24 protein-coding genes, 1 tRNA gene and 1 pseudogene are annotated in these 26,497 nt (G+C 68.9%); 13 read left to right on the top strand and 13 right to left on the bottom strand.

What is annotated here, in order from left to right; translation table 11 throughout:
• Positions 1-623 precede the first annotated feature (623 nt).
• Positions 624-2,813, top strand: a complete 2,190-nt coding sequence (locus tag ACFQ87_RS01490) for an ATP-dependent endonuclease (protein WP_380608490.1) — start codon at positions 624-626, stop codon at positions 2,811-2,813.
• Positions 2,814-3,134: 321 nt separating this feature from the next.
• Positions 3,135-3,311 carry a hypothetical protein gene (locus ACFQ87_RS01495; RefSeq protein WP_380608491.1) on the top strand — a complete coding sequence of 59 codons (177 nt, stop codon included), beginning with the start codon at positions 3,135-3,137 and terminating at the stop codon, positions 3,309-3,311.
• A gap of 51 nt (positions 3,312-3,362) precedes the next feature.
• On the opposite strand, the gene ACFQ87_RS01500 is transcribed toward ACFQ87_RS01495, so the two are convergent.
• Both ACFQ87_RS01500 and ACFQ87_RS01505 read right to left on the bottom strand, forming a co-directional pair.
• The gene (locus ACFQ87_RS01500; protein ID WP_380608492.1) at positions 3,363-4,181 is read right to left on the bottom strand and encodes a class I SAM-dependent methyltransferase; all 819 of its coding nucleotides are present in this window, start codon (positions 4,179-4,181) and stop codon (positions 3,363-3,365) included.
• A complete protein-coding gene (locus ACFQ87_RS01505) occupies positions 4,178-5,491 on the bottom strand; it encodes a helix-turn-helix transcriptional regulator (protein WP_380608493.1) in 1,314 nt (437 codons plus the stop codon). Before ACFQ87_RS01505 ends, ACFQ87_RS01500 begins: the two co-directional genes overlap by 4 nt.
• 203 nt (positions 5,492-5,694) lie before the next feature.
• Between ACFQ87_RS01505 and ACFQ87_RS01510 the strand changes: the two genes are divergently transcribed.
• The 5 genes from ACFQ87_RS01510 (at position 5,695) to ACFQ87_RS01530 (ending at position 9,422) form a co-directional block, all read left to right on the top strand.
• Positions 5,695-6,189, top strand: coding sequence for an ATP-binding protein (locus ACFQ87_RS01510; protein WP_380608494.1), 495 nt, complete (start codon positions 5,695-5,697; stop codon positions 6,187-6,189).
• Positions 6,190-6,370: 181 nt separating this feature from the next.
• The gene (locus tag ACFQ87_RS01515) at positions 6,371-6,511 is read left to right on the top strand and encodes a hypothetical protein (protein WP_199807964.1); all 141 of its coding nucleotides are present in this window, start codon (positions 6,371-6,373) and stop codon (positions 6,509-6,511) included.
• 13 nt (positions 6,512-6,524) lie between these two features.
• Positions 6,525-7,712: a cupin domain-containing protein gene (locus ACFQ87_RS01520; protein ID WP_380608495.1), complete on the top strand. Its 1,188-nt coding sequence runs from the start codon at positions 6,525-6,527 to the stop codon at positions 7,710-7,712.
• Positions 7,709-8,605 (top strand): aldo/keto reductase, encoded by an 897-nt coding sequence (locus ACFQ87_RS01525; protein WP_380608496.1) that lies wholly within the window; start codon positions 7,709-7,711, stop codon positions 8,603-8,605. The genes ACFQ87_RS01520 and ACFQ87_RS01525 overlap by 4 nt, the downstream gene beginning before the upstream one ends.
• Positions 8,589-9,422, top strand: a complete 834-nt coding sequence (locus ACFQ87_RS01530) for a hypothetical protein (RefSeq protein WP_380608497.1) — start codon at positions 8,589-8,591, stop codon at positions 9,420-9,422. The genes ACFQ87_RS01525 and ACFQ87_RS01530 overlap by 17 nt, the downstream gene beginning before the upstream one ends.
• A gap of 85 nt (positions 9,423-9,507) precedes the next feature.
• Here ACFQ87_RS01530 and ACFQ87_RS01535 read toward each other — a convergent pair whose 3' ends face one another.
• The 3 genes from ACFQ87_RS01535 to ACFQ87_RS01545 all read right to left on the bottom strand — a co-directional run bounded on the left by ACFQ87_RS01535 (position 9,508) and on the right by ACFQ87_RS01545 (position 12,792).
• Positions 9,508-10,473, bottom strand: coding sequence for a hypothetical protein (locus ACFQ87_RS01535; RefSeq protein ID WP_380608498.1), 966 nt, complete (start codon positions 10,471-10,473; stop codon positions 9,508-9,510).
• Positions 10,474-10,970: 497 nt separating this feature from the next.
• Positions 10,971-12,263 (bottom strand): DUF3631 domain-containing protein, encoded by a 1,293-nt coding sequence (locus ACFQ87_RS01540; RefSeq protein WP_380608499.1) that lies wholly within the window; start codon positions 12,261-12,263, stop codon positions 10,971-10,973.
• A 307-nt stretch (positions 12,264-12,570) separates the two neighbouring features.
• The gene (locus tag ACFQ87_RS01545; protein WP_380608728.1) at positions 12,571-12,792 is read right to left on the bottom strand and encodes a hypothetical protein; all 222 of its coding nucleotides are present in this window, start codon (positions 12,790-12,792) and stop codon (positions 12,571-12,573) included.
• A gap of 121 nt (positions 12,793-12,913) precedes the next feature.
• Here ACFQ87_RS01545 and ACFQ87_RS01550 point away from each other — a divergent pair, with 121 nt between their 5' ends.
• Complete coding sequence (locus tag ACFQ87_RS01550) at positions 12,914-13,537, top strand: helix-turn-helix domain-containing protein (RefSeq protein ID WP_380608500.1); 624 nt, start codon at positions 12,914-12,916, stop codon at positions 13,535-13,537.
• Positions 13,534-15,129: pseudogene (gene xerC, locus ACFQ87_RS01555) on the top strand (tyrosine recombinase XerC); the annotation flags it as partial. The gene ACFQ87_RS01550 and the pseudogene xerC, both read left to right, overlap by 4 nt.
• Before the next feature lie 54 nt (positions 15,130-15,183).
• On the opposite strand, the gene ACFQ87_RS01560 reads toward xerC, so the two are convergent.
• A tRNA-Thr gene (locus ACFQ87_RS01560) sits at positions 15,184-15,257 on the bottom strand.
• 281 nt (positions 15,258-15,538) lie between these two features.
• On the opposite strand from ACFQ87_RS01560, the gene ACFQ87_RS01565 reads away from it, so the two are divergent.
• The 3 genes from ACFQ87_RS01565 (at position 15,539) to ACFQ87_RS01575 (ending at position 18,105) form a co-directional block, all read left to right on the top strand.
• Positions 15,539-16,636: an ABC transporter ATP-binding protein gene (locus ACFQ87_RS01565; RefSeq protein WP_380608501.1), complete on the top strand. Its 1,098-nt coding sequence runs from the start codon at positions 15,539-15,541 to the stop codon at positions 16,634-16,636.
• A 176-nt stretch (positions 16,637-16,812) separates the two neighbouring features.
• Entirely contained in the window at positions 16,813-17,256 is a 444-nt protein-coding gene (locus ACFQ87_RS01570; RefSeq protein WP_380608502.1) for a hypothetical protein, read from the top strand.
• 54 nt (positions 17,257-17,310) lie between these two features.
• Positions 17,311-18,105, top strand: a complete 795-nt coding sequence (locus ACFQ87_RS01575) for an NDP-sugar synthase (protein WP_380608503.1) — start codon at positions 17,311-17,313, stop codon at positions 18,103-18,105.
• A gap of 161 nt (positions 18,106-18,266) precedes the next feature.
• Here the strand turns inward: ACFQ87_RS01575 and ACFQ87_RS01580 are convergent, their stop codons facing one another.
• The 7 genes from ACFQ87_RS01580 to ACFQ87_RS01610 form a co-directional block, all read right to left on the bottom strand.
• Positions 18,267-19,931, bottom strand: coding sequence for a DoxX family membrane protein (locus ACFQ87_RS01580; protein ID WP_380608504.1), 1,665 nt, complete (start codon positions 19,929-19,931; stop codon positions 18,267-18,269).
• A gap of 168 nt (positions 19,932-20,099) precedes the next feature.
• Positions 20,100-21,092, bottom strand: coding sequence for a 23S rRNA (guanosine(2251)-2'-O)-methyltransferase RlmB (rlmB, locus tag ACFQ87_RS01585; protein WP_380608506.1), 993 nt, complete (start codon positions 21,090-21,092; stop codon positions 20,100-20,102).
• 137 nt (positions 21,093-21,229) lie between these two features.
• Entirely contained in the window at positions 21,230-22,624 is a 1,395-nt protein-coding gene (gene cysS, locus ACFQ87_RS01590; RefSeq protein WP_380608508.1) for a cysteine--tRNA ligase, read from the bottom strand.
• Between the two features lie 94 nt (positions 22,625-22,718).
• Entirely contained in the window at positions 22,719-23,114 is a 396-nt protein-coding gene (locus tag ACFQ87_RS01595; protein ID WP_380608509.1) for a PPOX class F420-dependent oxidoreductase, read from the bottom strand.
• A gap of 147 nt (positions 23,115-23,261) precedes the next feature.
• Positions 23,262-23,753, bottom strand: a complete 492-nt coding sequence (ispF, locus tag ACFQ87_RS01600; protein ID WP_380608510.1) for a 2-C-methyl-D-erythritol 2,4-cyclodiphosphate synthase — start codon at positions 23,751-23,753, stop codon at positions 23,262-23,264.
• A complete protein-coding gene (gene ispD, locus ACFQ87_RS01605; protein ID WP_380608729.1) occupies positions 23,743-24,498 on the bottom strand; it encodes a 2-C-methyl-D-erythritol 4-phosphate cytidylyltransferase in 756 nt (251 codons plus the stop codon). The genes ispF and ispD overlap by 11 nt, the downstream gene beginning before the upstream one ends.
• A gap of 258 nt (positions 24,499-24,756) precedes the next feature.
• Positions 24,757-25,239: a CarD family transcriptional regulator gene (locus tag ACFQ87_RS01610; protein WP_030244332.1), complete on the bottom strand. Its 483-nt coding sequence runs from the start codon at positions 25,237-25,239 to the stop codon at positions 24,757-24,759.
• Positions 25,240-25,700: 461 nt separating this feature from the next.
• On the opposite strand from ACFQ87_RS01610, the gene ACFQ87_RS01615 reads away from it, so the two are divergent.
• A complete protein-coding gene (locus ACFQ87_RS01615) occupies positions 25,701-26,417 on the top strand; it encodes a DUF461 domain-containing protein (RefSeq protein ID WP_380608511.1) in 717 nt (238 codons plus the stop codon).
• Positions 26,418-26,497 lie beyond the last annotated feature (80 nt).

Below are 26,497 nucleotides of genomic sequence, written 5' to 3' on the forward strand. Positions count from 1 at the left end.
CCTTCTGTTCAACACACCGCCCCCCTCCCCCAATCATTCCCCCCCCATCCGTCGTCCTTTCACGGTGAGTGGGCGGGTCCGGCAGCCCCCCCTTCCCCCCCCCCCACGCAGCCGACCTCATGATCCAGCTCCAGACGGCTCATGCCACCCCGTCCGCTCACGCATCGCTCACGCATCGGCAAGGCCTCGACCACGCCATAGGTCAACTCCGTCTGAGCCAGTCAGCGCGACGTTGTTCGGTCGGCCGACCGACCGCGGTTCCTGCGCGGACGCCAGCGCAATCGGACGCTGGCGCACCTATCGCACGTTGGCTGCCAGGTAGTGCGCCGCAAACCCAGCCGCCCGGGATCCAAAGCCGCATCAACCGCCCTCGAGCTGAAGTTCAAGGCGCCCAGGCAGGCCAAACATCACCACGTCTGCTTCCGCATCGGACTACGTGCGCCGATCCACACCCTGCGCTACATCCACCGCCTCACGGCGCTCGCGAAGCGGTGGGCTTGGGCAAGTGGTGGCATCCGACCCGAGATGCGCGGCGGTGCCGGTGAGCAAACTTAACCAACTCCCTGACACGCCTGCAGCCAGTCGACTACGCTCTGCAACACCACAACAACAAGGAGATCAAGGTGCGAATCGAGTCAATCACAGCGGCTGGATTTCGCAGCATCCGCAATGCATCCCTAAATGAGTGCGGAGAGCTGAATGTACTCATTGGGAAAAATAATTCAGGGAAGTCCAATATTCTTGCAGCAATTCAGACTTTCTTTGAATTCTTTACCCTGGAGGGCAGGGTTGCGACGCCTTCCCCACGCCTGAATAGCGATAACGACTGGCACCAGAAGGACATTGGCGGTCAGATTAATATATCTGCCACGCTCGACCTCACCCCTGAGGAGCTAGACGAGCTCAAGGAGTCTATCGCCACCGAGGCACCCCAGGTCCGAAACGCCCTTTTGAGTGCCGATCTCACCAGTTTTATTACAGTTGAGCTGAGTTTCACGCCACCCCCTAGAACTGTCGGCTACATTTCCCTAATCCGATTCGGCGGCCCGAGCGACAGGGATGCGGGAATCATCTACTCGGCTCGCACAGATTCCGCCACTCAGATTGCAGAGAACCTCACCATTCTCGAAGAGTCGGCCGAAATAATTGAACTAATCGACCGAATTTCAACGGATGTTGACGAGGACTATTGGAGGAGACTAAGGGATTACGGGCAAATCCCCGGAAGTGCGCGCTACGCTCCGACAAGAATGCCCGACACCCTTCGCACCATGGCTCGATCCGCCCCAAATTTGAAGGAATTCCAGGCCTCGTGCAGGGATTACTATGATCGCCTAACTGAGCGCATCGATGCAGTCGGTCGCCAGGAGCTGGACGCTCCAGTCCAGACATTCTCGGGCAGCGCAACCGTTATTCCAGAATATGTCACCTCCGTGGTCAGGAAGATCGCGGAGCTAAGAGTGCATAGCCTGTCCGAGCAGCGCAACCCGATCGGCCAGAAAGAAGCGAGCCGCATCCTTAAGCTTAAGACCAGCCGAGGACAGGGTGACGTTCTTAGGGGAATTCAGTCCGTAGTCGCCGGCCTCCTCGGCGTTCAAATCGATGCTTTTAGTTCGGATACGCCCCAGCCGTCTCGACAGACCCGTACTGTTCGGCCTGATGGGATTCCAGCTGAACTCGACGTTGATGACTTCCTTGTCCAGTTGAATGGGTCAGGAATTCGTGAATCACTTCGCTTGATCCTCGACCGAGAGTTCGAACGTCCCGACGTTCTCTTGGTTGAAGAACCGGAGGTCCATCTGCATCCGGCGCTTGAGATTGCTCTCATGCAGTACCTCAAGACGATAAGCAGCGAATGCCAAGTCTTTCTGACGACGCACTCGACCAATTTCCTCGATGTCGGGTCTCTGAAGAATGTCTATTTGATCCGCAAAGAAGCGGAGACGTCTATTCAGCGGGTCGACGTCGATGAAGCCGAGTCTTCCATTCCCGAGGAGCTCGGCTTGCGGCTAAGCTCGCTCTTCATGTTCGACAGGCTCGCCTTTGTTGAGGGGCCGTCAGACGAGCAGATCTTGCGCATCTTTGCCGAGAAACTGGGAATTAACTTTGCTCAGGCTTCGTTGGGATTCGTAACCACTGGCGGGGCTAGAAACTTCACGCACTTCGCAACAAGTTCCACTCTGTCTTTCTTGCGCAAAAGGAACGTGCGGACGCTATTCATTCTTGACAGAGACGAGCGCAACGCCCGGGACCTGGAGATAATGCGAGAAAAGGTTGAGGGACTTAGCGAGGTTCGCCTCCTTGACCGGCGAGAGCTTGAGAACTACCTTGTCTGCCCGACTGCCCTAGCTCGCTATATTGCAATTAAGTCGGGAGGCAAACACAACCCATCGGCAGATCAAGTCGCGGCCGAAATTGACAATGCTTGCGATGATCTCTTCATCGTAGCGGTGGAGCGGCGAGTACTGAAGCATGCATGCCGGCCCATCATCCCAAACAGGGAATCCGTCCTGCGGCGCGGAAGCCTGGAATTTGAGACTGCACTGAGGGCCGAGCTTGAGTCCACGAAGGAGAAGCTCGACTCTCTCCTTGCCGAGCTCTCTGATGTGATCGCTACAGAGAACTCAAACGTTCAGGCTGACTGGGACCGCAAGTCGCACCTGGTACCTGGGGATGAGATCATCGACAGGGTCTTCTCTCGCTATGGAATGCGATTCGGAAAGAAACGCGATGCCGTTGAGATTGCCCAAATAATGACCCGGGATGAAATCCCAGCCGACATCCGAGAAACGATTGCGAACCTCGTCATCTAATCCTCCCGGTCTAATGAGTTGAGATACGTGAAGGACTGCGAGCTGAACAACACCGAGAGGAGCGTGCGGGAGCGGATCCGGCTGTAGGCCCAGGGCTGTTTCAAAGCGATGCCCACGGCTGCAGGCCGGAAACCGCTTCGGACACGGAATAGAAGACCCAGGACATCGAAAGTGTCCGTGTGGTCGGTGGATCGCTGACGCAAGGCATGGCGGAAGCGCGGCAAATCTGGCGTTTCATCGAAGGGATCGCCACGCCGCCCAAGGCTGCGTGGGTAGCAGATCGCCCGGCTAAGAAGGAGTGGGAGCGCGAGCCTCCCGCCCATGGGATGGGACCTCGCGCGAGTCAAGACGTTGATCGGCCTGTTGTTACACGTCCCCTACACGGTCAAGGACACTTGGCAGCTGGTTACCGTGAGTCGTCGGATCAAGCAGGTCCAGTACCGCCCAAAACCGCTCGCCGGCTGTCTCGTCAAGACGGGTCTGACCACGGACGACTGATCTACATTGCGAGTACAATTTCAGCCGCACGGCCGTAAAGGACCTTAGAACCTACGGCCGGCACGCCAAAACTCCACCAAGACACCTAATTTTAAAAGCGCCTTCGTCCAGTATGGCGGCAGCAGCGATCTCGGCTGCTCGGCTGACGGTCTCGTGGAACGGGACACCGCATTGGTCGGCCCACGCCTCGTAGGAGGCAAGGTGGGCAACGATTGGCGCGGGGTCGGTGATCTCAATGGTGCCGGGCAGTTCTCGGACCCGAATGTCGTTGAACGCAGTTCCGAGGTAGCCGGGGGCCTTCTCCAGGGAGAAGCGGGAGCTGAGGGAGACCCGCGCCGGCCCCCCGGGGATCCCGAGGACGTCGCCTGCGGCCCGGGCCCAGAGCTGGTCCAACTCTTGCTTGTCAGTGTCGCTGTTGGTCGAGGCGATGAGCACTCCGCCAGACCGGAGGATGCGGGCCAGTTCCTTGATCGTGGCCTCGATATCGCTGACGTGGTACAGCATGTGCAGGGCCAACACGGCGTCGGCGCTTTCGTCGGCGAAGGGCAAGGCCTGGGCATCGGCTACCAAGACCGGCTTCTCGACCTCGGCAAGGATGCCCGCCGAAATGTCCATCCCGACGACCTGAAGGTCTGGGCGGTCCTTGTGCAGGCGGCTGACGAACTTGCCGTTGCCGCAACCGACGTCGAGGACGGTTCCCGTGGTGCCGGCCAGCTCTTCGGCGACGATCCCGGGCAAGTCGTACTGCGGCTGTTGCCAGCGGTAGATCGACTGGCGGGCGGCCAGGTGGCGCCCGTCAACGTAGGCGCTGTTCGCGAGGATCGCTTTGTCGGCGACTGCGGCGTCCTGCTGTGCGGTGTTGCTCGTCACTGTGGCAGCTCCGGAGGGTTCGTGAGTGCGGGTCGAGAGCAGGCTTCTCTGACATTCTCACGGAGACCCAGGACGATCGGGGAGCCTGCGTAGGCGGGCTCGGCAAGACGGGTGCTCAGCGCCCGAAGGCGGCTGGAAATGCTCGCTGTTCGCCGGTCCGGTGCGGCGTCCAGCACCACCGAGAGCTTCTCCTGCACGCCGTCGAGGTCGCCGTGGGCGAGGTGGGCGTTGGCGAGGTCAAGGCGGGCCGCCAGCAGGTCACCGGAGGACTGTTCCTGCTGCGGTGCGGACTCGTACAGGGCGATGGCCCTGGAGGACGCCTCGATGGCGCGGTTCACGTGACGCTGGCGGCCCAGGGCAAGGAGGGCGGTGCCGGCGTAGGTCCACTGCTTGGCCTCGGGAAACGTGAACACACCGGGAAGATCCACGGCGGCTACTGTGCTCCGCGCCGCCGCGGCCGCTTCTACGGCTCGTAGCGCGCTCGCGGTGTCGCCGAGTGCGGCGGTGGCCCGCGCTTCGAGGCTGAGCAGACGAGCTGCGATCGTCCCGCTGTCCGCGTACGGCAGTCCGGCTCTGGCCAGCTCGGCGGCTTGGCAGTGGTCCTGCTGCCAGTAGGCGATCAGGGACTGGACGGATCGGATCCAGGCCCGGAGTCCGTTGTGGCCGGCTGACTCCGCGCAGCGCCAAGCCGTTCGCGAATGCGTAGTCGCAGCCGCGTACTGGCCGAGGTCGAGGGCGACATGGGTGGCCAGGCCACAGAGGCGTCCGGCCTGCAGGTAGAGATGGCTTGCCTGGTAAGGATGTTGGCGGCCACGGAGTAAGTCGAACACTCCTCGCCGGAGGGTTCCGATGTCGTGGAAGAGCTCGGACACCGGCTTGCTCACGTAGTCCCCTGCCAGCCTCGCGATGTCCGCGTCGATCTGTTCAAGCAGCGTGTCGTCCACGTTGGACGCGCTCGCGAAGCGGAGGAAGAGCGCGGACTCTGCCGAGTCGGCTGCCACGGCCACTACGAGATCGTCGTCGTGGTCCGTGCGCCGGGCAGGCACAGGAGGCGAGGCGTCGCCGACGCTGCTGGGCGGTGGGACTGCTTCGGCGGCTGCAGAGGGCACTGCCAGCAGGTCGGCCAACTGGTCGACCGAGAGGTCCAGGGCGCGGGCGAGCTTCGGCCGCATCCAGGGCTGCGGGGCTCCCCTGCCGCTCTCCCATCGCCCCACGGTCGTACGGTCCACATCGAGGGCTTCAGCCAAGGATTCCTGGGTGTGACCAACCGCCTCCCTGCGCTGGATCAGCCGGGACCTCCTGGATGCCATTCCGCGTCCTCCAGAGGTACGTCAGTTCGTCTGCAGTCGCAACAGGCCAGGTCATGCCCGGGTTTGCAGCACGGATGCCTCGTTGCCGCCTCAATTCTGCTCTGGTTCACCCGCGTTGGAGGCGGTTCTGTAGATACCTGCCGGGTGAATCCCGGCGCGAATCGGCCCGCTGCCGACCTCGTCCCGGTGAAAGGTCCGCGCTCATGTCCGTCGCCACCCGCCAAGCCATCACCCCCGCCCCGTTCGGCTTTCGCGTGCTGCCCAGTGCCGAGGCCGTGCCGGACGCCCGGCGGCGGGTGATACAGATCGTGCGCGGTTGGGGCCTGCCGCTCGCGGAGGACGCGCTCCGCGATGTCGAGTTGCTGTCCAGCGAGCTGATCACCAACGCCGTGTCTCACACCCACGCCCCATGCGTCGTATGCGTGTCCTGGGACGGTGACCGGCTGCGCGTCGAGGTGACGGACGCCGGCCACGAACTGCCGGCTGCCTGCGGGATCGATCTCGACGCCACCGACGGGCGAGGGCTGTTCCTGGTGGCAGCGCTCGCGACGAACTGGGGCGCCGAGCCGGACCCCGCCGGCAAGCGGATCTGGTTCGAGGTCGGCACCACCGCCGCCGTCTCGGGCGACGAGCGACTCACCGCGCTGGTGAGGGCCGCGGCCCCGAAGGCACGGGACGTCCTCCCGACCAGTGCCTGACAAGACTTCCTCCCGCTCCGACGCGGGCTTGGGGGGATTCAGGTGGCCGCGCTGGTCAACAGCCGCGCGGCACAAGCACCTGAGGTTCCTTGCCAGCGGCTTGCCCCGGCAACGGATCCATCGCTGCACCCACGACGGGGCTGGGCAGTCAGCCCGTCCCATGAAACCGAAGGAGTGCTTCATGCCCGAGAACCTGACGACCGGCACCGAGCTGGAGGGCGACGGCCTGCTGGTCGCCCGTACGAAGGTCGCCGCGGCCCGCTCGCGTGGCGAGCAGCCGTCGGACGGCGGCTCCACCGGCCGCACCGACACCAACGACTGAGGGCTGCATCACGATGACCGCCGAGCACTTCTCGGTGGTTGAGCGTCTGGGCGGGGATGACTTCCTCGCCCAGACGCTCGGCCGCAGCTTCAAGGTCGCACGCGGTGAAGCCGCGTCAATCGCCGGATTGATGAGCTGGGATGACCTCAACGCCATCCTGACCCACCACCGGTTCGAAGCCCCTCGCCTCCGCCTCGCCGCCAACGGGGAGCAGGTGCCCGCGCACACCTACTCCCGGCCGATCGCCACCCGTCGCAGCACCGTCTGGCACCAGCTCCAGCCCTCCGAGTTGCACCAACGTCTCGCTGAGGGTGCCACGCTGGTCCTGGATGCCGTCGACGAACTCCACCCCGGCATCGGCACTCTGGCCAGCCAACTGGAGCGCTGGCTGCGGACCGGCGTCCAGGTCAACCTGTACGCCTCCTGGACCGACACCGAGGGCTTCGGCGTCCACTGGGACGATCACGACGTGGTCGTTGTCCAGCTCGACGGCGCGAAGCGCTGGCGAATCTACGGCCCCACCCGCACGGTACCGATGCACCGCGATGTCGAGACGCCCGAGCCGCCGCCCGAAGTGCCCGTCGCCGATCTGGTTCTCACCGCCGGCGATGTGCTCTACCTGCCCCGGGGCTGGTGGCACGCCGTCGCCGCCTCCGAGGGCGAGCACTCGCTGCATGTCACGTGCGGGCTGCAGAGCACAACGGGCGCCGATCTGATCACCTGGCTGTCGGAGATGTTGCGCGCCCACGAAGCCGTCCGGGCGGACATTCCACGCCTCGGGACCGCCGAGGAGCAACGCGCCTTCCTCGACACGATCGGCAAGCTCATCGCGACCGAATTGGAGAGCGATGACCTGATCGCCCGCTTCTCCTCCGCCCGCGACGCCACCGAGCGAGCCCGGCTCGCACCGTCGTTGCCCCACATCACGGCGGCCCCACCGGATGCCGACCTGCAGGTACGCCTGGTCACCACGCGGCCCGCGCTCGTAGCCGCACCCGACGGCACCGCCCGGCTGACCGCAGGCGGCGAGGAGTGGACGTTTTCCGCCAAGGCCGAGCCGATGCTCGCGCTCCTCGCCGACGGGGAACCTCACCGGCTGGCCGATCTCGCGCAGGCCGCAGGCATTACCCTCGCGCAGGCGGCCGGTGTCGTGACGGAGCTGGTCGACGGCCAGGCCGCAGCGATCGGAGGTGCACGATGACGGCCCGGTTGGGCCTCGGCACTTACCGCTGTCTCGATGTGGCCGAGGCTGCGGTGAGGGCCGCTTCCCGGGGCGCTGACTGGGTGGACACCGCGCCCAACTACGAGGGTGGTCGGGCGGAGGCGGCACTGGCCCTCGTTCTGGCGGCGTATCCGGATCTTCGCGTCTCCACAAAGGTGGGTTTCGTCCCTCCCAGTGCCAGGCGGATCGGCGTGCGCGCCGGTGCGCTGTCCGCCGGTGAAGCCAAGCGCGGGCACTGCCTGGCACCGGACTACATCGCCTGGCAGGTCGCCCGTAGCAGGCGCATGCTCGGCCGCATCCCCGACGTGGTGTTTCTGCACAACCCGGAACACGACTGCCAGGAAGACGAGTTCGCTGACCGGCTCTACTCCGCGTTCCTCGCCTTGGAGGAGGCGTGCAGCCAGCGCGTCATCAGTTCCTACGGAGTGGCTACCTGGCGCGGTTTCAGCAGCGGGCTCTTCGACGTGTCTGCCCTGCTCGAACTCGCGACCAAGGCCGGCGGCCCGCAGCACCACCTGCGGGCGATCCAACTCCCCATCTCCCTCGTCCACCTCGGCGCCGTCGCCCAGGCCCTCGACGGACACGGCCCGCTGGTCGATGCCTTGGAGGCGGGACTGGAGGTGTTCGCCTCCGCCCCGCTCCACGGTGGCGAGATCCCCGGCATCGTGACCCGTGAGCTGATCGACCTGATCAGCCCTGGCAGCACGCCCGCGCAGGCTGCCCTCGCCGTCGTCGCCTCGACCACCGGAGTGAAACGCGTGCTTCTGTCGACGGGGAATCCGGAACACTGGACGCAGGCCGCCGATGCCGTCGGCCGTCCGCCGTTGTCTCCGGACGTGCTGCGAAGGGTCGTTGATGTACTCGGAACCTGAGCCGGACATCGCCGAGCGGATGCGCGGGATGCACGCCACAGCCGCAACAGCGCTCGACGCGACGCCGATCGGCTCGCGCGAAGCGTGGGGCTGGCGTGGGCGTACCCTCAGCCGCCCGGTTGCCACGGCGTCCGGCGAGGGCTGGCTCCGCCTGGTGTCCGCCCCGGCCGACAAGGCCGGCGGAAAGCTCTGGGAAGGACCGCAGGAGGCAGAACGGCTCATGCCTCCTGCGGTACCCAGGCCGCGCCTGCGGGAGCGGCGTACCTGGACCGAGGGCGAGCACGGCTACCTGGCAGAGCTGTACGACAAGATCACCATTTCCACCATCACCACCCACGAGCCGATCCTCCGGGAGGCGCCCGACCTGGACGACGCCTGGTGGGACGGGCTCAGCACTGCTCTCGACGCCATCGCCGCTGTCCCCAGCGACCGGGTGGCGGTCCGTCAGGAGTACCTGGACCGTGCCATGCCGCAGTACCTCGGCATCTCGATCGACACCAAGGCGCCCGCCTGGATGACCGCTCACGGCGATCTGCACTGGGCCAACCTGACAGGTCCGGCCCTCACGGTCCTCGACTGGGAGGGCTGGGGCGCCGCGCCCGCCGGGTACGACGCAGCGCTGCTGTACTCCTACAGCCTCCTCGTGCCCGAGACCGCCGCCCAGGTCCGCAGCCGCCTCGGGCACGTCCTCGACACACCGACCGGACGATTCGCCGAACTCGTCGTCATCACCGAACTTCTGCAGACCATCACACGAGGCGACAACCTGGACCTGGAGGGGGTCCTACGGTCCAGGCTCTCGGCGCTCACCAGATGACAGCACCCCTACCGGCTGGCATGTACGGCACCGCCGTTGCCGGTCTTGGAGTCCGAATTCATAGATAAGGCACTCCAATGCGGTCTCAGAACCGCTCCAGGCGCCGCTCTGTGCAGTCGTAGCAAAGGCCAATGTCGCTGTCGGTCAGGGTGCCGCACCCGTCAGCGCAGGCGAACATGCCGGCGAGGCTCTGTGCGCAGTTGAAGCAGAAGTCGTCGTCCTGGTCCGGTGTCGCGGCCAGGTGGGTACCGCGGACCACCGCCTCCAGGTCGCACTTTGGGCAGGTGAACACCGGATCGGGCCCACCTTCCTTGATCGCGTCGTACCAGGACATGCCCAGGACCATGTCGGCGTAGTCCCCGGCCGCTTCCTCCGGCTCCCAAATCTTGCCGCATAGCAGGCATTCGACGGCATCCTCGCCGGTGGCCAGCATCGCGGTCCGCCCGCAGTCAGGGCACTGGACCGTTCGATCTGCAGCAGCTCTTAGCTCGGGCTCGATGCGCTTCATCCTGGCCTCGACCAGAGCCTTTATGCCGATGAGCGCGTCGCGGACCTCTTCCATCTCTTGGTCCACGTGGACCGCCTCATCGCCATCGAGGCCAGGACGTAGGTATCGCTGGACGAAGTCGAGCAGAAAGTCGAGGACCGTTGCTGTGCGGGCTTCGATCGCGAGCGCGGTTTCAGTGAGGCCGAAGTGCTGGAGTCGGTTGCGCTGCTTGGCGAGCATGGTGATCTCGCTCTTGACCGCAGGCGGGATATCCACGTCGGTCTGCTGTCGCAGGCGCTTGATGACGTCGTCGATGCCGCAGCTTTGAAAGTCCCCGCGCTCGTATGCCGCCTGGTCAGCGTCTTGCGGCTTCATCCACACCTGCCGCCAGTCGTGCTGGACGAGCCGCGCCTTCAGAAGCACTTCGGTGGCGGCTTGGAGATGGAGTACGGCGTACTTCAGGTCGCGGGGGTGAGGGGTACCACCGAGGTGGTCCATGACGTTGGCCAGGTAATCCATGCCGTTGGCGACCGGTGGGAAGTGTACGTCCTTAGTGCCGCTCACGCTCAGCTCCATCGCCCTGACCATTGCCGCCGGATGGCCGTTGTTACGGGATACGCCGCAGCTGAACCATCCAGCCGCAGCCTGTCCACCTCGTCAGAATTCACCGCCGAGCGTACAGGCCAGATCCGCGAGCGCGCGGGGCATTCTGCATGGCTACCAGCTGGTTGGCTCGGCCTCGCACCCCTGGGCGGGGCCGAGTACGCGCGGCGACCGTAGGACCGTCGTACGCGACAGCTTGCTCCGCCCCCAGGGCGCGGGCCGGGTAAGGATGACTTACTCCACAACTTGCTCCGCCTGCGGCAACCGTCCGGCCACTCCCATCAGCCTGTCCGTCGCGGTGCTCCTGGACGACAGGACGGCGTTGCAGTCGTCCCACTCGTTGCATGGCTGGTCAGGGTGGTACGGGTGGTGATCCAGGGACGGTAGGACTCGTTGCGGGGAAGCGACCCGTCCCCGCCCTGAGCTGGGCGGGGACGGGTGGTACGAGTGGTGGTGGGTCAGGTGCCAGTGGCGGATTGCTCGGCGGGCTCCGCGCAGTAGCGGCTCCAGGGGTCGAGGAAGCTGTTTCGGGTGAAGCCCTTGCGTTGGGTGTCGCGGTCGAAGCGGATGTTCGCCGAGCCGATGCCATAGTCCTTGAGCAGGAGTTGCAGGCCGCGCGCAGTCAGGCCGTTGATGCCGTGCTCGGCCCAGGGCGCCTCGCTGTCGGCGTTCAGGGCGGTCAGAAGGTGCTCGGTGGACAGGGCGTCCGGGTTGCCGCCAGCGGCGAAGACGCGCCGGATGTCGGCCAGAATCCTGGTCTTCAGGCCGCCGTCCTCGTCCTGCCCGGACTCGTGTGAGGTCATAGCTCGGCAGGCCGCTCGGGCACGGGCGGGCCAGTCGCCACCGGCGAGGTCGGCAACCGACACCAGGGGCTCCCAGGTGTCGGCCGCACGGTCCTCAACCGGCATCGGCGGCTCCATGTCGGCTGCCGTGTCAGTCAGAGGCGCCAGCCAGGCTCGAAGGCCGTTGCGGGTGCGGTGCAGGGCTGGGGTGTCCCGCTTGGAGCGGAACGCGGCGACCTGCTCGCCCGGTGCGCGGCGGCGCATGCGGATGACCACCGAGCGGTCCATGATCGTGTCCGGGAGGTCACCGATACCGGCCAGGGCCGCCATGGCGAAGGTGGGGAACTTCATCGGCTTGTGGTCGGGTCCGGACACCCGCAACGTGGGCCGGTTGCGCTGGTGACCGGCGTTGAGCAGGCCGCGCAGGTCCTCGTTCTTCTCCGCTGCCTTGATGCTGCTGAACAGGGTGTCCGCCTCGTCCACCAGCAGGGTCGGCGGCTTGTCGGTGATCGACCGGAAGATCGCGGCCGGGGTGGCGTTGACCGTGATCAGCGGGTCGTGGACCGTCTCGGTGATCACGTCGAGCAGCCGGGACTTCCCGCACCGCTTGGCCGGGCCGATCACCGCCAGACGCGGGGCGTGCTGCCACGCGGGCTGCAGGTGCGTAGCGGCCACCCACAGGGTCACCGCGTCCAGCGCGTGGGCGGACGGCAGGATGACGAACCGAGCGATGGCTGACCGTAGTTCGGACAGCAGTTCCGCGCCCGGGGTGGGTGGGCTGACCGGACTGACCGGGTCAGTGACCGGCTCGGTGGTGACCCGGTCGGTCAGGGCACCGGGCTCCCGGTCGGTCAGTACGTCGTTCTGACCGACCGCCGGTCGGCAGTGACCGGGTTGACCGGGGACGGCAACGGCGGGCCAGCCCTCCGCCGGGTCTCCCGACGCAGTCTGGCGGGAAGTAGAGTTCACGGTGAAGCTCCTCGCTGGTGCGCACGACCTCGACCGTCGCGCTGCCACCGGTTGAACTGATTCGCTGATCTGGGGACTTCGCCCGGCCCTCGGTGTTCGTAGCACCGAGGGCCATCGCGTTCCCGGCCTGCCGAGCCGACGAGCCGACGAGCCGACTTGAATCAACTCGCAGGCTGGTGGAGTCCGTTGCGCCGGTTTGCGACCGGCGGGCGACGCGACGATACGGCCGCCCTGACGGAAGATCCACTGCTCCGGTGGCAGTCCTCTCACGGCAGACAAGCTCGTGGCCCGACCTGTGGCCTTGTCGTCACGCAGCCGCACCGTCCGGCGCGACGTCGATGCCCAGCAGCCGCAGGAGGTCTGCGGTGATCACCCGGTACTTCTTGCCCAGCCGCAGCACGCGGCACGGGTAGGCGTCCCGCCGCGCCAGTTCGTAGCCCTTGCTGCGGCCAAGGCCGATCGCGCGGTTGGCGGTGTCCAGGTCGATGACGGCCGGCAACGCGAGCAATTCCGCCCGGCTCATGCCCATGAGCTCCTGGTTGCCCGTCTCAGTTCGCACAGCTGTCTCCATTCACAGGGGTCGAGCCCCGGTCGGCGGCCCCGGCAAGTCCGGGATCGAGGAGCAGCTTGCACCGCAATAAAGTGTCGATATGACACACGACGAAGTGGAATCTTGGTCGACGCAGGTCGCGAGAACCGTGATCGCCGAGGTTCGCAGGTGCCGGAAGGAGCTGGGTATGACCGCGCAGGACCTGGCCGACGCCTGTGACGAGCTGGGCCACCCCATCCCGCGCAACGTCATCGCGAACTGGGAGTCCGGGCGCCGGCTGACCCTCACCGTCCCGGAGCTGCTCGTGCTTGCCAAGGCAGTCGACACGCCGCCGGCCGCCCTGGTCTTCCCGCTCGGCGGAAGCACCAACGTGGACTGCCTCCCGCACGAGAGCCGAGACCGGTGGACAGCGTTCAGCTGGTTCACCGGCGAGGACCTGGACTTCGGCGACGCGGCCGTGTTTCGCGAGTACGCGGGCGTCGAGCACCGCATCCGGACCGGGCACCACGACGCCTGGCAGCTCCAGTTCTCCGGCGCGAGGGAGGTCTGGCCGCACGGCGCCGAAGCCAAGTTCGGCCGCCTCGTGAAGGCCGTTTGCTCGGAGCTCGTGCCGATCCGACACCGCATGCGAGAGCTGGGGCTGACTCCCCCTCCGCTCCCCAGCCACCTTGCATCCCTCGACACCGACCACAAGGACGACCAGATGAAGGAGGGAACCCCGTGAAGGGCTCCACCTACCACCGCTGCTACTGCCGGGATGCCGACACCGGCAAGCCGCTCGGCAAGGCCTGCCCGAAGCTCAGCAGCCGCAAGCACGGCTCCTACGCGGTACGCCAGGAACTGCCCAACCGCGAGGACGGCTCACGCCGGTCCTTCAACCGCTCCGGCTATGAGTCCCGGAAGACCGCTCAGGCCGATCTCGACCAGGTCCGCGAGCTGCTGCACATCCCGGACGCGGACGATCCCGAGGGCCTCGCGCAGATAGCCGACCTGCTGGAGAAGGTCGCCCACGAGAAGGCGCCGCTGCCCGACGTCGAGGAGACCCGTCGCCGACTCGCCTCCGGCCAGGACCTCCAGAACCGGCTGACCGTCGGCGAATGGCTCGATCAGTGGCTGGCGGGCAAGCGCGGCCGACAGACGGCGATCAGCCGGGACGAGAGCAGCATCCGGCTCTACCTCAAGCCTCGGATCGGTCACATCCGGCTCGACCGGCTCCGAGTCCGGCACCTGGAGGAGATGTTCGCGACCATCGAGGAGGCGAACATCGAGATCGCCGAGGCGAACGCCCAGCGCCAGGCTGCCATCGACGAGCTGGCCCAGATCCCCTGGAAGGGATGGGAGTTCCGCGCGCAGCGCAAGGCCCTGAAAGCCGCCATCGCCGAGATGGAGCCGTTTCGCCGGACCGTCAGCGCAGCAACCTGCCAGCGGATCCGTTCCACGCTCCGGGCCGGCCTCAACGCCGCGATCCGGCGGCAGATCATCACCTTCAACCCGGCCTCCCACGTCGAGCTGGAGTCCGCGAAGCGCCCCAAGCCGCTCGTGTGGACGGAGGAGCGGATCGAACAGTGGGAGGTCACCGGCGAGCGGCCGTCCCCAGTCATGGTCTGGACGCCGGAGCAGACCGGCGCCTTCCTGGACCAAGCCGCCGGCGACCGCCTCTACGCGCTGTTCCACCTGATCACCTTCCGGGGGCTCCGGCGCGGCGAGGCGTGCGGCCAGCGATGGGCCGACACCAACCTGAAGGCCGGGCTCCTCACGGTGGCCAAGCAGCTCGTCGTGGACGGCTGGGCGGTCTACGAGGACGATCCCAAGACCGACGCGGGCGCCCGCACCATCGCCCTCGACTCCGAGACCGTGGCCGTCCTGGAGGCGCACCGCGAGCGGCAGCGGGCCGACCGCGAGAAGTGGGGCGCCGCCTGGGTCGAGACCGGCCGGGCCTTCACCAAGGAGAACGGCGAGTGGTTGCACCCGACCGCCGTGACCGACCGCTTCCGCGAGCTGGCCGAGGAGGCCAGCCTGCCGCCGATCCGGCTGCACGACCTCCGGCACGGCGCGGCCACGCTCGCTCACGCGGCGGGCGCGGACCTGCACTCGATCAAGGAGATGCTCGGCCACTCCTCGATCGGCATCACCTCGGACACGTACACAACCTTGCTCCCCCAGGTCGACCGGGCGATTGCCGAGGCGGCAGCCCGGCTCGTCCCTCGCGCCAACAGGCCGCGCAAGGTTGCCCAGTCCGCAGACACCACGAAGCCGATCAAGCCATCCGCTCACGCATCGCTCACGCAAACGGCCCCGGACGGGTCGTCCGAGGCCGGCGATGAAGCCCCCAGAAGGCCAAAGCTGCAGCTCATCCGGGGTGGAAACGAGAGCCCCCTGTCGGGTTCGAACCGACGACCCCCGCTTTACAAGAGCGGTGCTCTGGCCAGCTGAGCTAAGGAGGCACGGTGGCCGTCCGCGACGGATCGCGGCGGCACCGGGGGCAGTCTACCGGGCCGGGGTGGTGGGGTGGGGGGATATCCGGGGGTTGGCGGAGTGGGTGGGCGTGATGGAACCGATGCCGAAAACGGGCGGAGGGGGGCTGACAAGCGGCGGAAGCGCAGGTAGCGTCGCCGGGAGTCGGTTTGCGCAGTGGTTCAGACCACTGACGGACCGGCGGAGACGAACCAACCCCCCTTTACTCGGATCGTCCGGCACGTTCCTGCCGGTGAAGGAGAGCACAACCATGGCTTCTGTCACGTACGACCAGGCGACCCGCATCTACCCCGGGGCCACCAAGCCCTCGGTGGACGCGCTGGACCTGGAGATCGCGGACGGCGAGTTCCTCGTCCTGGTCGGCCCGTCGGGCTGCGGCAAGTCGACCAGCCTGCGCATGCTGGCCGGCCTGGAGGACGTCAACAGCGGCGCCATCCGGATCGGCGACCGGGACGTCACCCACCTGCCGCCGAAGGACCGGGACATCGCGATGGTGTTCCAGAACTACGCGCTCTACCCGCACATGACCGTCGCCGAGAACATGGGCTTCGCGCTCAAGATCGCCGGCGTGAACAAGGCGGACATCCGCACCAAGGTCGAGGAGGCGGCGAAGATCCTCGACCTCACCGACTACCTGGACCGCAAGCCGAAGGCGCTCTCCGGCGGTCAGCGCCAGCGCGTCGCGATGGGCCGCGCGATCGTCCGCGAGCCGCAGGTCTTCCTGATGGACGAGCCGCTGTCGAACCTGGACGCCAAGCTCCGCGTCTCGACCCGTACCCAGATCGCCGGCCTGCAGCGCCGCCTGGGCATCACCACCGTGTACGTCACCCACGACCAGACCGAGGCGCTCACCATGGGCGACCGGGTCGCGGTGCTCAAGGACGGTCTGCTGCAGCAGGTCGACACCCCGCGCAACATGTACGACAAGCCCGCCAACCTCTTCGTGGCCGGCTTCATCGGCTCGCCGGCCATGAACCTGGTCGAGGTGCCGCTGGTGGACGGCGGCGTGAAGTTCGGCGGCTCGGTCGTCAACATCTCGCGCGAGAACCTGGCCGGCGCCGGCACCGACAAGACGGTGATCGTCGGTATCCGCCCCGAGCACTTCCAGATCGTCCCGGCCGGCGGCATCGAGGGCGTCGCGGTGACCGTGAACGTGGTCGAGGAGCTCGGCTCGGACGGCTTCGTCTACGGCACCACCCAGATCGGCGGCGTGGACAAGGACCTGGTCGTCCGCGTTCCCGGCCGGCAGATCCCGACCCGCGGCGAGACCATCCACGTCGTGCCGATCGCGCAGGAGACCCACGTCTTCGCCACCAGCACCGGCGTGCGTCTGAGCGTCTGCGACTGACGCGACAGACGCGGCAGCTGACCGACGCGACGGAGCCCGTCGGACCCTCCGCGGTCCGGCGGGCTCCGTCCGTACACCCCCACGTCAACACGGTGCAGGGACGAACCAGGACACCACGTCACTCGATGGTGTAACGGAGGGCTATCCGACCCGTACCCAGCGCTACTCTCCTGAGGGTGAAGCAGCTTGTGCGCCGTATCGGCCAGACCGTCGCCCTGACCCTGCCGGTCGTCCTGGTGACCACCGGCACCCTCGCCGTGACCCGGGTCCCGTGGGCCCCGCCGACCGGGCTCGACCAGCAGGTGGTGGCGGCGTCCAGCGGCGACGGCGCCGGGATCGGGCGCTCCGCCGCCACCACCACCAAGACGGACGGGCTCGCCCCGCAGGAGGCGCTGCGGGTGGCGCTGCTGGACGAGCTGCGCGCCAAGAACCCGTCCGCCGCGCTGGACCTGCTGGAGCGCTCGATGCGCGAGCAGCCCTCGCTCACGCCCTACTGCACCTCGCTGGCAACCGAACTGGGCAAGGCCGCGGTGCGCAAGTACCAGGGCGACGTCCAGCGGGCCCGTTCCTTCGCCCGCCCGGTCTGCGACGGCTCCTTCGCCGCGGGCGTCGTCGGCTGACGGTCGACGACGGCGGGCTGACGAAGCCCGCCGCGGGCGCCTTATCGTTCAGCCATGACCGCTGACTCCGGCCCCACCGCCGACCTCGCGTCCCCACAGCCTCAGTCCCACCAGCCCCGGCCGACCACGACGCCCGTCACCCAGGCCGTCATCCTGGCCGGCGGCCAGGGCTCCCGGCTGCGCCCCTACACCGACGACCGCCCCAAGCCGCTGGTCGAGATCCCGGGGACGGGCGTGCCGATCCTCGGCCACCAGCTGGCCTGGCTGGCCGCCGAGGGCGTCACCGACGTCGTCGTGTCCTGCGGGCACCTCGCCGACGTGCTGGAGGAGTGGCTCAGCCAGGCGGACCTGCCGCTGCGGGTCCGTACGGTGGTCGAGGCCGAGCCGCTCGGGCGCGGCGGCGGCCTCAAGCACGCGGCCAAGGCGCTGCCCCGCCCGGACGAGCCCTGGTACGCCACCAACGGCGACATCTGGACCCGCTTCAGCCTGCGCGACATGGCCGCCTTCCACCACGAGCGGGACGCCGTCGCGACGCTCGCGCTGGCCCGGCCGCGGATCCCCTGGGGCGCCGTGGAGACCGACCAGTTCGGCAACGTGCTGGACTTCATCGAGGCCCCGCCATCGCCGTTCCTGATCAACGCCGGCCTGTACGTGTTCAGCCCGGAGTTCGCCGAGCTGCTGCCGGACGTGGGCGACCACGAGCGCACCACCTTCCCCCAACTCGCCCGCAGCAAGCGGCTGGCGGGCTACCAGCTGCCGCAGGGCGTGTACTGGCGGGCCATCGACACGGCCAAGGACCTCGCCGAGGCGGCCAAGGAGCTCGCCGCGCACCGCGACAACCCCCTCTGAGAGCAGCGCGGCGACGTCGGCGGCAGCGCACCGGCGCTGGAGGCAGTGCGGCGACGCCGGCAGCAACGCAGCAACGCAACGGCCCCGACGGCAACGCAACGGCCGGGTGCTCCCCCACGGAGCACCCGGCCGAAGGCATGCCGGGGGACGGGGACGGGACGTCAGGTCGCCGTCGGCGTCCCCGGGCGGGAGGAGCGCCCGCCGCCGGACAGGTCGGTCAGCGGACCGCTGCCCAGCACCCCGCCGAGCAGCCCGGAGCCGTTGCTCGGGCTCGGCTTGGGCGCGGTACCCGAGCCGCCGGGGGCCGAGGTGCTGCGCTGGGCCGGTGCGGAGCCGCCCGCGGCGGCGGACGGGGCGGACGACCCCGCGGAGGAGCCGGCGGCCCCGGTCTCCGCCTTGCCGGAGTGCTTGCCGCTCGGCGTGGCACCGGTGGGCTTGGCTGCGGGGGCGCTGGACGAGGAGGTCGCGCTCGGCGTCGGGGTGGCCGGGCGCGGGGCGGCGGGCGAGGGCGAGGTGGACGTGCCCTGGCCTCCCGGGGCGCCGGACGGGCCGCCCGACGGCCAGACCGGGGTGCCGTAGTCGGTGGCCGGGCGGGCCGGCGCCTGGTGTGGCCGGGCGCCGGTCCGGACGGCCGCGCCCAGCATCGAGCCGAGCAGCAGGGTCAGGCCGACCACGACGGTGGTGACCACCGCGCCCCGGCGCAACACCCGGCGGCGCAGCGTGCCCGGTGCGCCCGCGCCGACCCGGCGCCAGGCCTCCAGGTTGAGCCGCCCGTCCAGCGAGGCGAACGGCGCCCCGGCGATCAGCAGCGGGCTCCACGCCGCGAGGAAGATCAGGTCCGGGGTGTCGTAGACCGGCACCGCCCGCCAGCTGACGGTGAACAGCAGCGCCGCCGAGAGCAGCATCGCCGCCCCGGCCGCGAGCCGCTGCCAGAGGCCGAGGACGGTCAGCACACCGACCACGATCTCGGTGAAGGACACCACCAGGCCGGAGCCCACCGGGTGCGCCATCGCGAAGGCGAGCAGCGGCTCGGCGACCTTCCACGGGTGCAGCGAGGAGAGCCAGCGCATCATCGAGCCGCGCTCGCCGCCGTCGAAGTACACCGGGTCGCAGAGCTTGCTGAACCCGGCGTAGACCGAGAGCGAGCCGAGCACCGCGCGCAGCGGCAGCAGCACCAGGCCGAGGTCGACCCGGCGGCCCGGGTACCAGGGCTGCTTGCCCTCGGCGTCGGCGGCGGAGACCTCGGGAAGCTCACCGCTCGGGGTCCAGCCGTGCGGCTCGCCGACCGGGCCGATGCCCGCGTCGGTGGCGCTGCCGGCGCCCTCGCGCGGCTGGCGCGGGACGCTCCGGGCGCCCGCGTAGGCCGGGAGCACCTGGGTGTCAGCCTCGGCCAGGCCGACGCCCCCGGCCGGGGATCCGTTCCGGCGCACCGCCTCCAGCAGCCGGGTGGCCGCGAGGTCCCCGGGGGCCGTCTGGCCGGTCCAGGTGACGGCGGTGACCCGGCCCTTGCGGCGCGGCGCGCCCCCGGCCCCGGCCAGCGCCGGGACGGCGGAGGCGGGCACGACGACCTGCGGGGTGACCAGCGGACGGCGGATCAGGCCCTGGTTGGCGTAGGGGTCGCCGAATGCGGCGCCGGAGGACAGCAGTCCGGCCGGGGCCTCGATCAGCGGCGCCACCGGGGCGCCGAGCCTGAGCCGGAAGCTCGCCTGGGTGCTGCTGAGGCGCGCCGGGTCCGACGGCACCTTGACGGTGTCGAGCCCGGGGCCCGCGTCTATCCCGGTACTGCCACCGCCGAACAGGGGGCGCCGAGGTGTTCTGGTGTCCACGCCCGTCTAACCGGGTGACGGCCGCTTAGGACACTCTCCCGGGTGGATGTCCGGCGCATACTTGAAGTGATCATGAAAAAGGCGATCGGACCCGGTCGGGCCCGATCGCTTTTCACTTGGATCGCGGGGAATTCAGAAAATCGCCTGCGGCAGGAGCAGCGGGTGTGCTCAGCGCTTGGCGCGCAGCCGCGCGGCCTCGTACAGCACGATGCCCGCCGCGACACCGGCGTTCAGCGACTCGGTCAGCCCCGACATCGGGATCCGCACCCGCATGTCGCAGGTCTCCGAGACCAGCCGGGACAGGCCCTTGCCCTCGCTGCCCGCGACGATCACGACCGGGCCGGTCAGCAGTTCCAGGTCGCCCAGCTCGGCCTCGCCGTCGGCGGCCAGGCCGACCACCATCAGACCGGCCTTCTGGTAGGCCTCCAGGGTGCGGGTCAGGTTGGTTGCGCGGGCCACGGGCAGCCGGGCCGCGGCGCCGGAGGAGGTCTTCCAGGCACCGGCGGTCATGCCGGCCGCGCGGCGCTCGGGGATGACCACGCCGTGCGCGCCGAAGGCGGCGGCGGAGCGGACCACGGCGCCCAGGTTGCGCGAGTCGGTGACCCCGTCCAGGGCGATGATCAGCGCGTCCTGGCCGGCGTCGGCGGCCTCCTCCAGCAGGTCCTCGGGGTGCGCGTACTCGTACGGCGGGACCTGCAGCACCAGGCCCTGGTGGTTGAGGCCGCCGGTCATCTGGTCCAGCTGCGGGCGCGGGGCCTCCATCAGCGGGATGCCGCGGTCGTTGGCGGCCTGGAAGGCCTCGCGCACGCGGTCGTCGGTGTCGATGAACTGCTGGACGTACAGCGCGTTGGCCGGGACGCCGCCCTGCAGGGCCTCGACCACCGAGTTGCGGCCGAAGACCAGCTCGGCGCTGCCCGCGCCGCCGCGACCGCCGCGACCGCCGCCGCCGGCCCGGCGCATGCCGGCCCGGGCCTTGGCGTCCCGCTCGCGCTTGATCGCGGCGTTGGCGGCCCGCTGCTTGGGGTGGCCCTTGCGCTCCTCGCCGGGCGGGGTCGGGCCCTTGCCCTGGAGCGCCTTCCGGCTGTGCCCGCCGGTACCGACAGACGCACCCTTCTTCGATCCGGGGTTGCGGCGGTTCCTGCGCTGGCTGTTGCCGGCCATGGCTGTACTTCCTGTCTGTCCGGCATGCCCCGGCCGCCCCGCTCTGTCCGGCGGCGGCCGACGGCATGCGCTACGTCATGCGGGAGGGCCGCACCGGTCCGGCACGGCCCACCCATCACCCCGATCGTCGGATGGGGTTACTGGTTGTTGATCGTCCAGCGCGGGCCGGACGGGGTGTCCTCGATCGCCAGCCCGGCCAGGCCGAGCTGGTCGCGGATGGCGTCCGCGGTGGCGAAGTCCTTGCGCTCGCGCGCCGCCTGCCGCTGGTCCAGGACCAGACGGACCAGCGAGTCGACCACGCCGTGGAGGTCCTCGCCGCGCTCCGTCCCGGCCCAGTGCCGGTCGAGCGGGTCGAGGCCCAGTACACCGAGCATCGCACGGACCTCGGCCAGTCGCGCCACCACGGTCTCCTTGTCGTCCGCGTTCAGGGCGCTGTTGCCCTGGCGGACGGCGGTGTGCACGACGGCGAGCGCCTGCGGCACACCGAAGTCGTCGTCCATCGCCTCGGCGAAGGCCGGCGGCACCTCGGGCGCCGCGTCGACCGTGCCGCAGCGCTCGACGGCGCGCTGGATGAAGCCCTCGATCCGGCCGAAGCCGGCCTCGGCCTCGCGCAGCGACTCCTCGCTGTACTCGATCATCGAGCGGTAGTGCGGGGAGCCCAGGTAGTAGCGGAGCACGATCGGCCGCCAACGCTGGACCATCTCGGAGACCAGCACCGAGTTGCCCAGCGACTTGCTCATCTTCTCGCCGGCCATGGTGACCCAGGCGTTGTGCGCCCAGAAGTTGGCGAAGTCGTCGCCGTAGGCCTTGGACTGGGCGATCTCGTTCTCGTGGTGCGGGAAGATCAGGTCCAGCCCGCCGCCGTGGATGTCGAAGGCCGGGCCCAGGTACTTGTGGGCCATCGCCGAGCACTCCAGGTGCCAGCCCGGCCGGCCGCGGCCCCACGGGGTCTCCCAGCTCGGCTCGCCCGGCTTGGTGGCCTTCCACATCGCGAAGTCGCGCTGGTCGCGCTTGCCGGTCTCGCCCTCGCCCTCGGGCTGGCGCAGGTCGTCCAGCTTCTGGTTGGAGAGCGCGAGGTAGTCGGGGTACGACTTCACGTCGAAGTAGACGTTGCCATCGACCGCGTAGGCGTGGCCCTTCGCGATGAGGCCCTGCATCATCTCGACCATCTCGGGGATGTGCCCGGTGGCCCGCGGCTCGACGGTCGGCGGCAGGCAGCCGAGCGCGGTGTAACCGTCGTTGAAGGCGCGCTCGTTCTCGTAGGCGATCTGCCACCACGGTGTGCCGAGCTCGCGCTCCTTGGCGATGATCTTGTCGTCGATGTCGGTGACGTTGCGGGCGAAGGTCACCTGGTAGCCGCGGTAGGCGAACCACCGCTGCATGATGTCGAAGTTGAGGTAGGACCGGACGTGCCCGATGTGTGGCGCCGACTGGACGGTAGCGCCGCACAGGTAGATCGAGACACAACCCGGTACGAGCGGGACGAAGTCGCGTACCTGGCGGGTGCTGGTGTCGTACAGACGAATGCTCACAGCGTCAAGCGTAGTGGGCGGCGGGGGGTGCCCCGCGACATTCCCCGGGAATGACAGGCCGCACCCCCGGGGAAACGCCCGTCTCGTACACCGGTCAGATGTTGCCGACCACCTTGCGCGGGGAGAGCCGGATGACCACCCGGACGTCCTCCGGGCCGTCCCAGGTGTAGGTCTCCTCCCCGCGGTACTTGGCGGCCAACTCGTTGATCAGCTGACGCCCGCCCTCGGTGGTCATCGTCACCGAGCCGCGCGCCTCCAGGTACTCGTACGGGCTCTCCGGCGGGTTGATCACCAGCGAGACGCGCGCGTCCTTCACCAGGTTGAGGTGCTTGCGGCGGCCCTCGACGGTGGAGAACAGGATGTCGTCGCCGTCCCGCTTGACCCAGACCACGGAGGACTGGGGACTGCCGTCGGGCTGGATCGTGGAGACCACGGCGAAGCTCTTGCCGTCGATCAACGCCTTGGCCTTGTCGGAGAGTTCAACGCCCATCGGAAACCTCTTCTCGTCGGCGGCGGTACGGACCCGAGGCGAGCTCCGCGCGGGCCCGTATCGCACACTATCGATTCGGGCCCCCGCAGCACCTGGTGAACACCCGTCAGCGACGGTCTATTTCCGCTGCCGCGCCCGACGCCCGACTCAAAGCCGTTCGTACACCAGGGCGGTGGCGATCGCGGCCAGCCCCTCGGCCCGGCCGGTCAGACCCAGGCCGTCGGTGGTGGTGCCGGAGACCGAGACCGGCGCGCCGGCCGCCTCGGACAGCGCGGCCTGCGCCTCGGCCCGCCGCTTGCCGATCTTCGGCCGGACGCCGATCACCTGGACCGCGACGTTGCCGATCTCGAAGCCCGCCTCGCGGACCAGCCGGGCCGCCTCGCCGAGCAGCTTGACCCCGGAGGCACCGGCCCACTCGGGGCGATCGGTGCCGAAGTGGGCGCCCAGGTCGCCGATTCCGGCGGCCGAGAACAGCGCGTCGCAGGCGGCGTGCGCGGCGACGTCCGCGTCCGAGTGCCCGGAGAGCCCGAACTCGGCGTCCGGCCACTCCAGGCCGGCCACCCAGAGCGGCCGACCGGCCTCGAAGGCGTGCACATCGGTACCGATCCCCACCCGGGGGATCAACGGTTCAGTAGGCATCGGCGGCCCTCCGGCGGGCGAGTACGGCCTCGGCGAGCACGAGGTCCAACGGACGGGTGACCTTGAACGCCTCCTCGTGGCCGGGCACCACGACGACCCGACCGCCGTAGCGTTCCACCAGGCCGGCGTCGTCGGTGACCGCCGGCGCGTCGGCGCCGCCCGCGGCCTCCTCGGCCAGCGCCTTGGCGTGCACCTCGACCAGGGCGGCCCGGTCGAAGCCCTGCGGGGTCTGCACGGCGCGAAGGGTGGCCCGCTCGGGCGTGTCGATGACCGGCTCGGGGCGGCCCGGGTTCGGCTCGACCCGCTTCACGGTGTCGGCCAGCGGCACCGCGGGCACCACCGCCTCGGCCCCGGCCCGGACGGCGGCCGCGACGGCGTCCACCACCTCGACCGGGACGAGCGGGCGGGCCGCGTCGTGCACCAGGACGATCGCGACGTCCTCCGGGATCGCGGCCAGGCCGAGCCGGACCGACTCCTGGCGGGTCGCGCCGCCGGCCACCACCCGGATGTCCTTGCCGTCCAGCCCGTGGCTGTCCAGCAGGGCGACCACCTCGGCCACCCCGTCGGCGGGCGCGGCGACCACGACCAGCCCGACCGCCCGGCTGCGCGCCAGGGCCCGTACGGCGTGCACCAGGAGCGGCACGCCGCCCAGTTCCCGCAGGGCCTTCGGGGCGCCGGGCCCCAGCCGCTCACCGCGTCCGGCGGCGGGCACCACTGCTGCTGCGACTGCTGCTGAGGCGTTCAGGTTTCACTCCTTCGGCGAAGTGGGTATGGCCTTGGCGTGCCCGGCGGGCGCTCGGGCCCCTTCCGAAGATCCACGGTCCACTGCCCGCCGCACAACTCCGCAGAAACGGTCTTGCAGGCCTGGACCGGCTCGGGCGGGGGGCGTCGTCCGGACACGCCTCAGCGCCCGAAGTGCCACTGCACCACCCCTGGACACTTCGTCCTGGGAGCGGCGCGCCGGCACCGGGCGCTGTGAGCGGTGGGCGGCAGCCCGACTGCACTACGAGGCGAGGACCTCGTCGAGCAGCGTCTCCGCCTTGTCCTCGTTGGTGTTCTCCGCCAGCGCGAGTTCGCTGACGAGGATCTGGCGCGCCTTCGCGAGCATCCGCTTCTCGCCGGCCGAGAGGCCGCGCTCGCGCTCGCGACGCCAGAGGTCGCGCACAACCTCGGCGACCTTGATAACGTCGCCCGAGGCGAGCTTCTCCAGGTTCGCCTTGTAGCGACGGGACCAGTTGGTCGGCTCTTCGGTGTACGGTGCGCGCAGCACCTCGAAGACCCGGTCCAGACCCTCCTGACCGACCACATCGCGAACGCCGACGAACTCCGCGTTCTCGGCGGGCACGCGGAGCGTCAGGTCTCCCTGCTGCACCTTGAGCACCAGGTAGGTCTTGTCCACACCTTTGATCTGGCGAATTTCGATGGCCTCGATCAGCGCGGCCCCGTGATGGGGGTAGACCACCGTGTCGCCAACCTTGAACGTCATGTGACAGGACCCCTTCCGTGGCTTTCCAGAATAACACGCCTCGCGGCGCACCCGAAGGGCGTTTTCGCAGGTCAGGGCCGGTCTCGGGGCTTGACAAGCACCCCCATGACGTGCTGCGACCGATGTTCGAGAGGGGCTTCCCGCAGGTCGGAGGCGGTTCCGGCACTCGACGAAACCCTTGCGCAACACCCCCGCAGCCGTGATTGGATCTTGAGCTTTCACCTCTTTCCCGACCGTGACCCAATCGTTATTCGATCTTGGTCGAAGCTTGTCCCCCGTGTCGCTCGAAGCTCGCCCCTCGCGTGACTCTGCGTGACTCAGTCATGACGCTCGTACGCCCGGACGGCTCCGGGGCGGCCCCGGGAGTGCGACACGGGGACCACCCCGTGAGGAGCGCATAAGTGAGGTCGATAATCTGAGACCTGACCTGTCGACACGTGACCTAGGGAGAAGCCGCCGCCGTGAGCCGCAGCCTTCGACGCGGCAGCATCGCCGCCATCGCCGCCATCGCCATCGCCTCGCTGTCGTCCTGCGCGGCCGGCAACACGCCGGACACCCTGCAGATCAAGCCCGACAACGCGGCAGCGACCATCGGGACGAACCTCCGGCTGAACAACATCGTGGTCGTCACCGGGGTGGGTACCTCGGGTGACTACACGGGCCCTGCCAACGTGGTCGTCAACATCTCCAACACGGCCGACACCCCGGCCGAGCTGCAGTCGATCACCGTCGGCACCAGCAGCGCCACCTTCGCGGACGCCGCGGGCGCCCCGCTGCCGAGCATCGTCGTCCCGGCCGGCGGCTCGGTGGTGATCGGCGGCCAGGGCAACCCGTCCGCCTCCCTCGCCGCGGCCTCCGTGCACGTCGGCGGCTTCGCGCCCACCACCTTCGCCTTCAAGGACGGCCAGAAGGTCGACGCCCAGGCCGGCGTGAGCCCGGACTCGGGCGAGAACGGCCGCGGCCTGTACAAGGGCTTCGGCCCGACCCCGACGGCCACGCCCACCAAGAGCGTCGCCCCGGCCTCCCCGGCCGCGACCGCCCCGGCGGCCACCCCCACCGCGGGTGCCACCGCCCCGGGCGCCACCGGCACCCCGTCGGCCGGCGCCACCACCCCGGGCGCTCCGACCACGCCGGTTGCCGGTGCCACCTCGTCGGCGACCGCTCCGGCCGCCCACTGACGCGGTAGCCGCCTCCCGGGGGGGGCCCCCGAAAACCAAAGAAGAGGACAGAAGAGAAGAAAACCCCCACGAACGCCGTC

Source organism: Kitasatospora sp. NPDC056531, from assembly GCF_042794375.1.
Taxonomy (GTDB): domain Bacteria; phylum Actinomycetota; class Actinomycetes; order Streptomycetales; family Streptomycetaceae; genus Kitasatospora.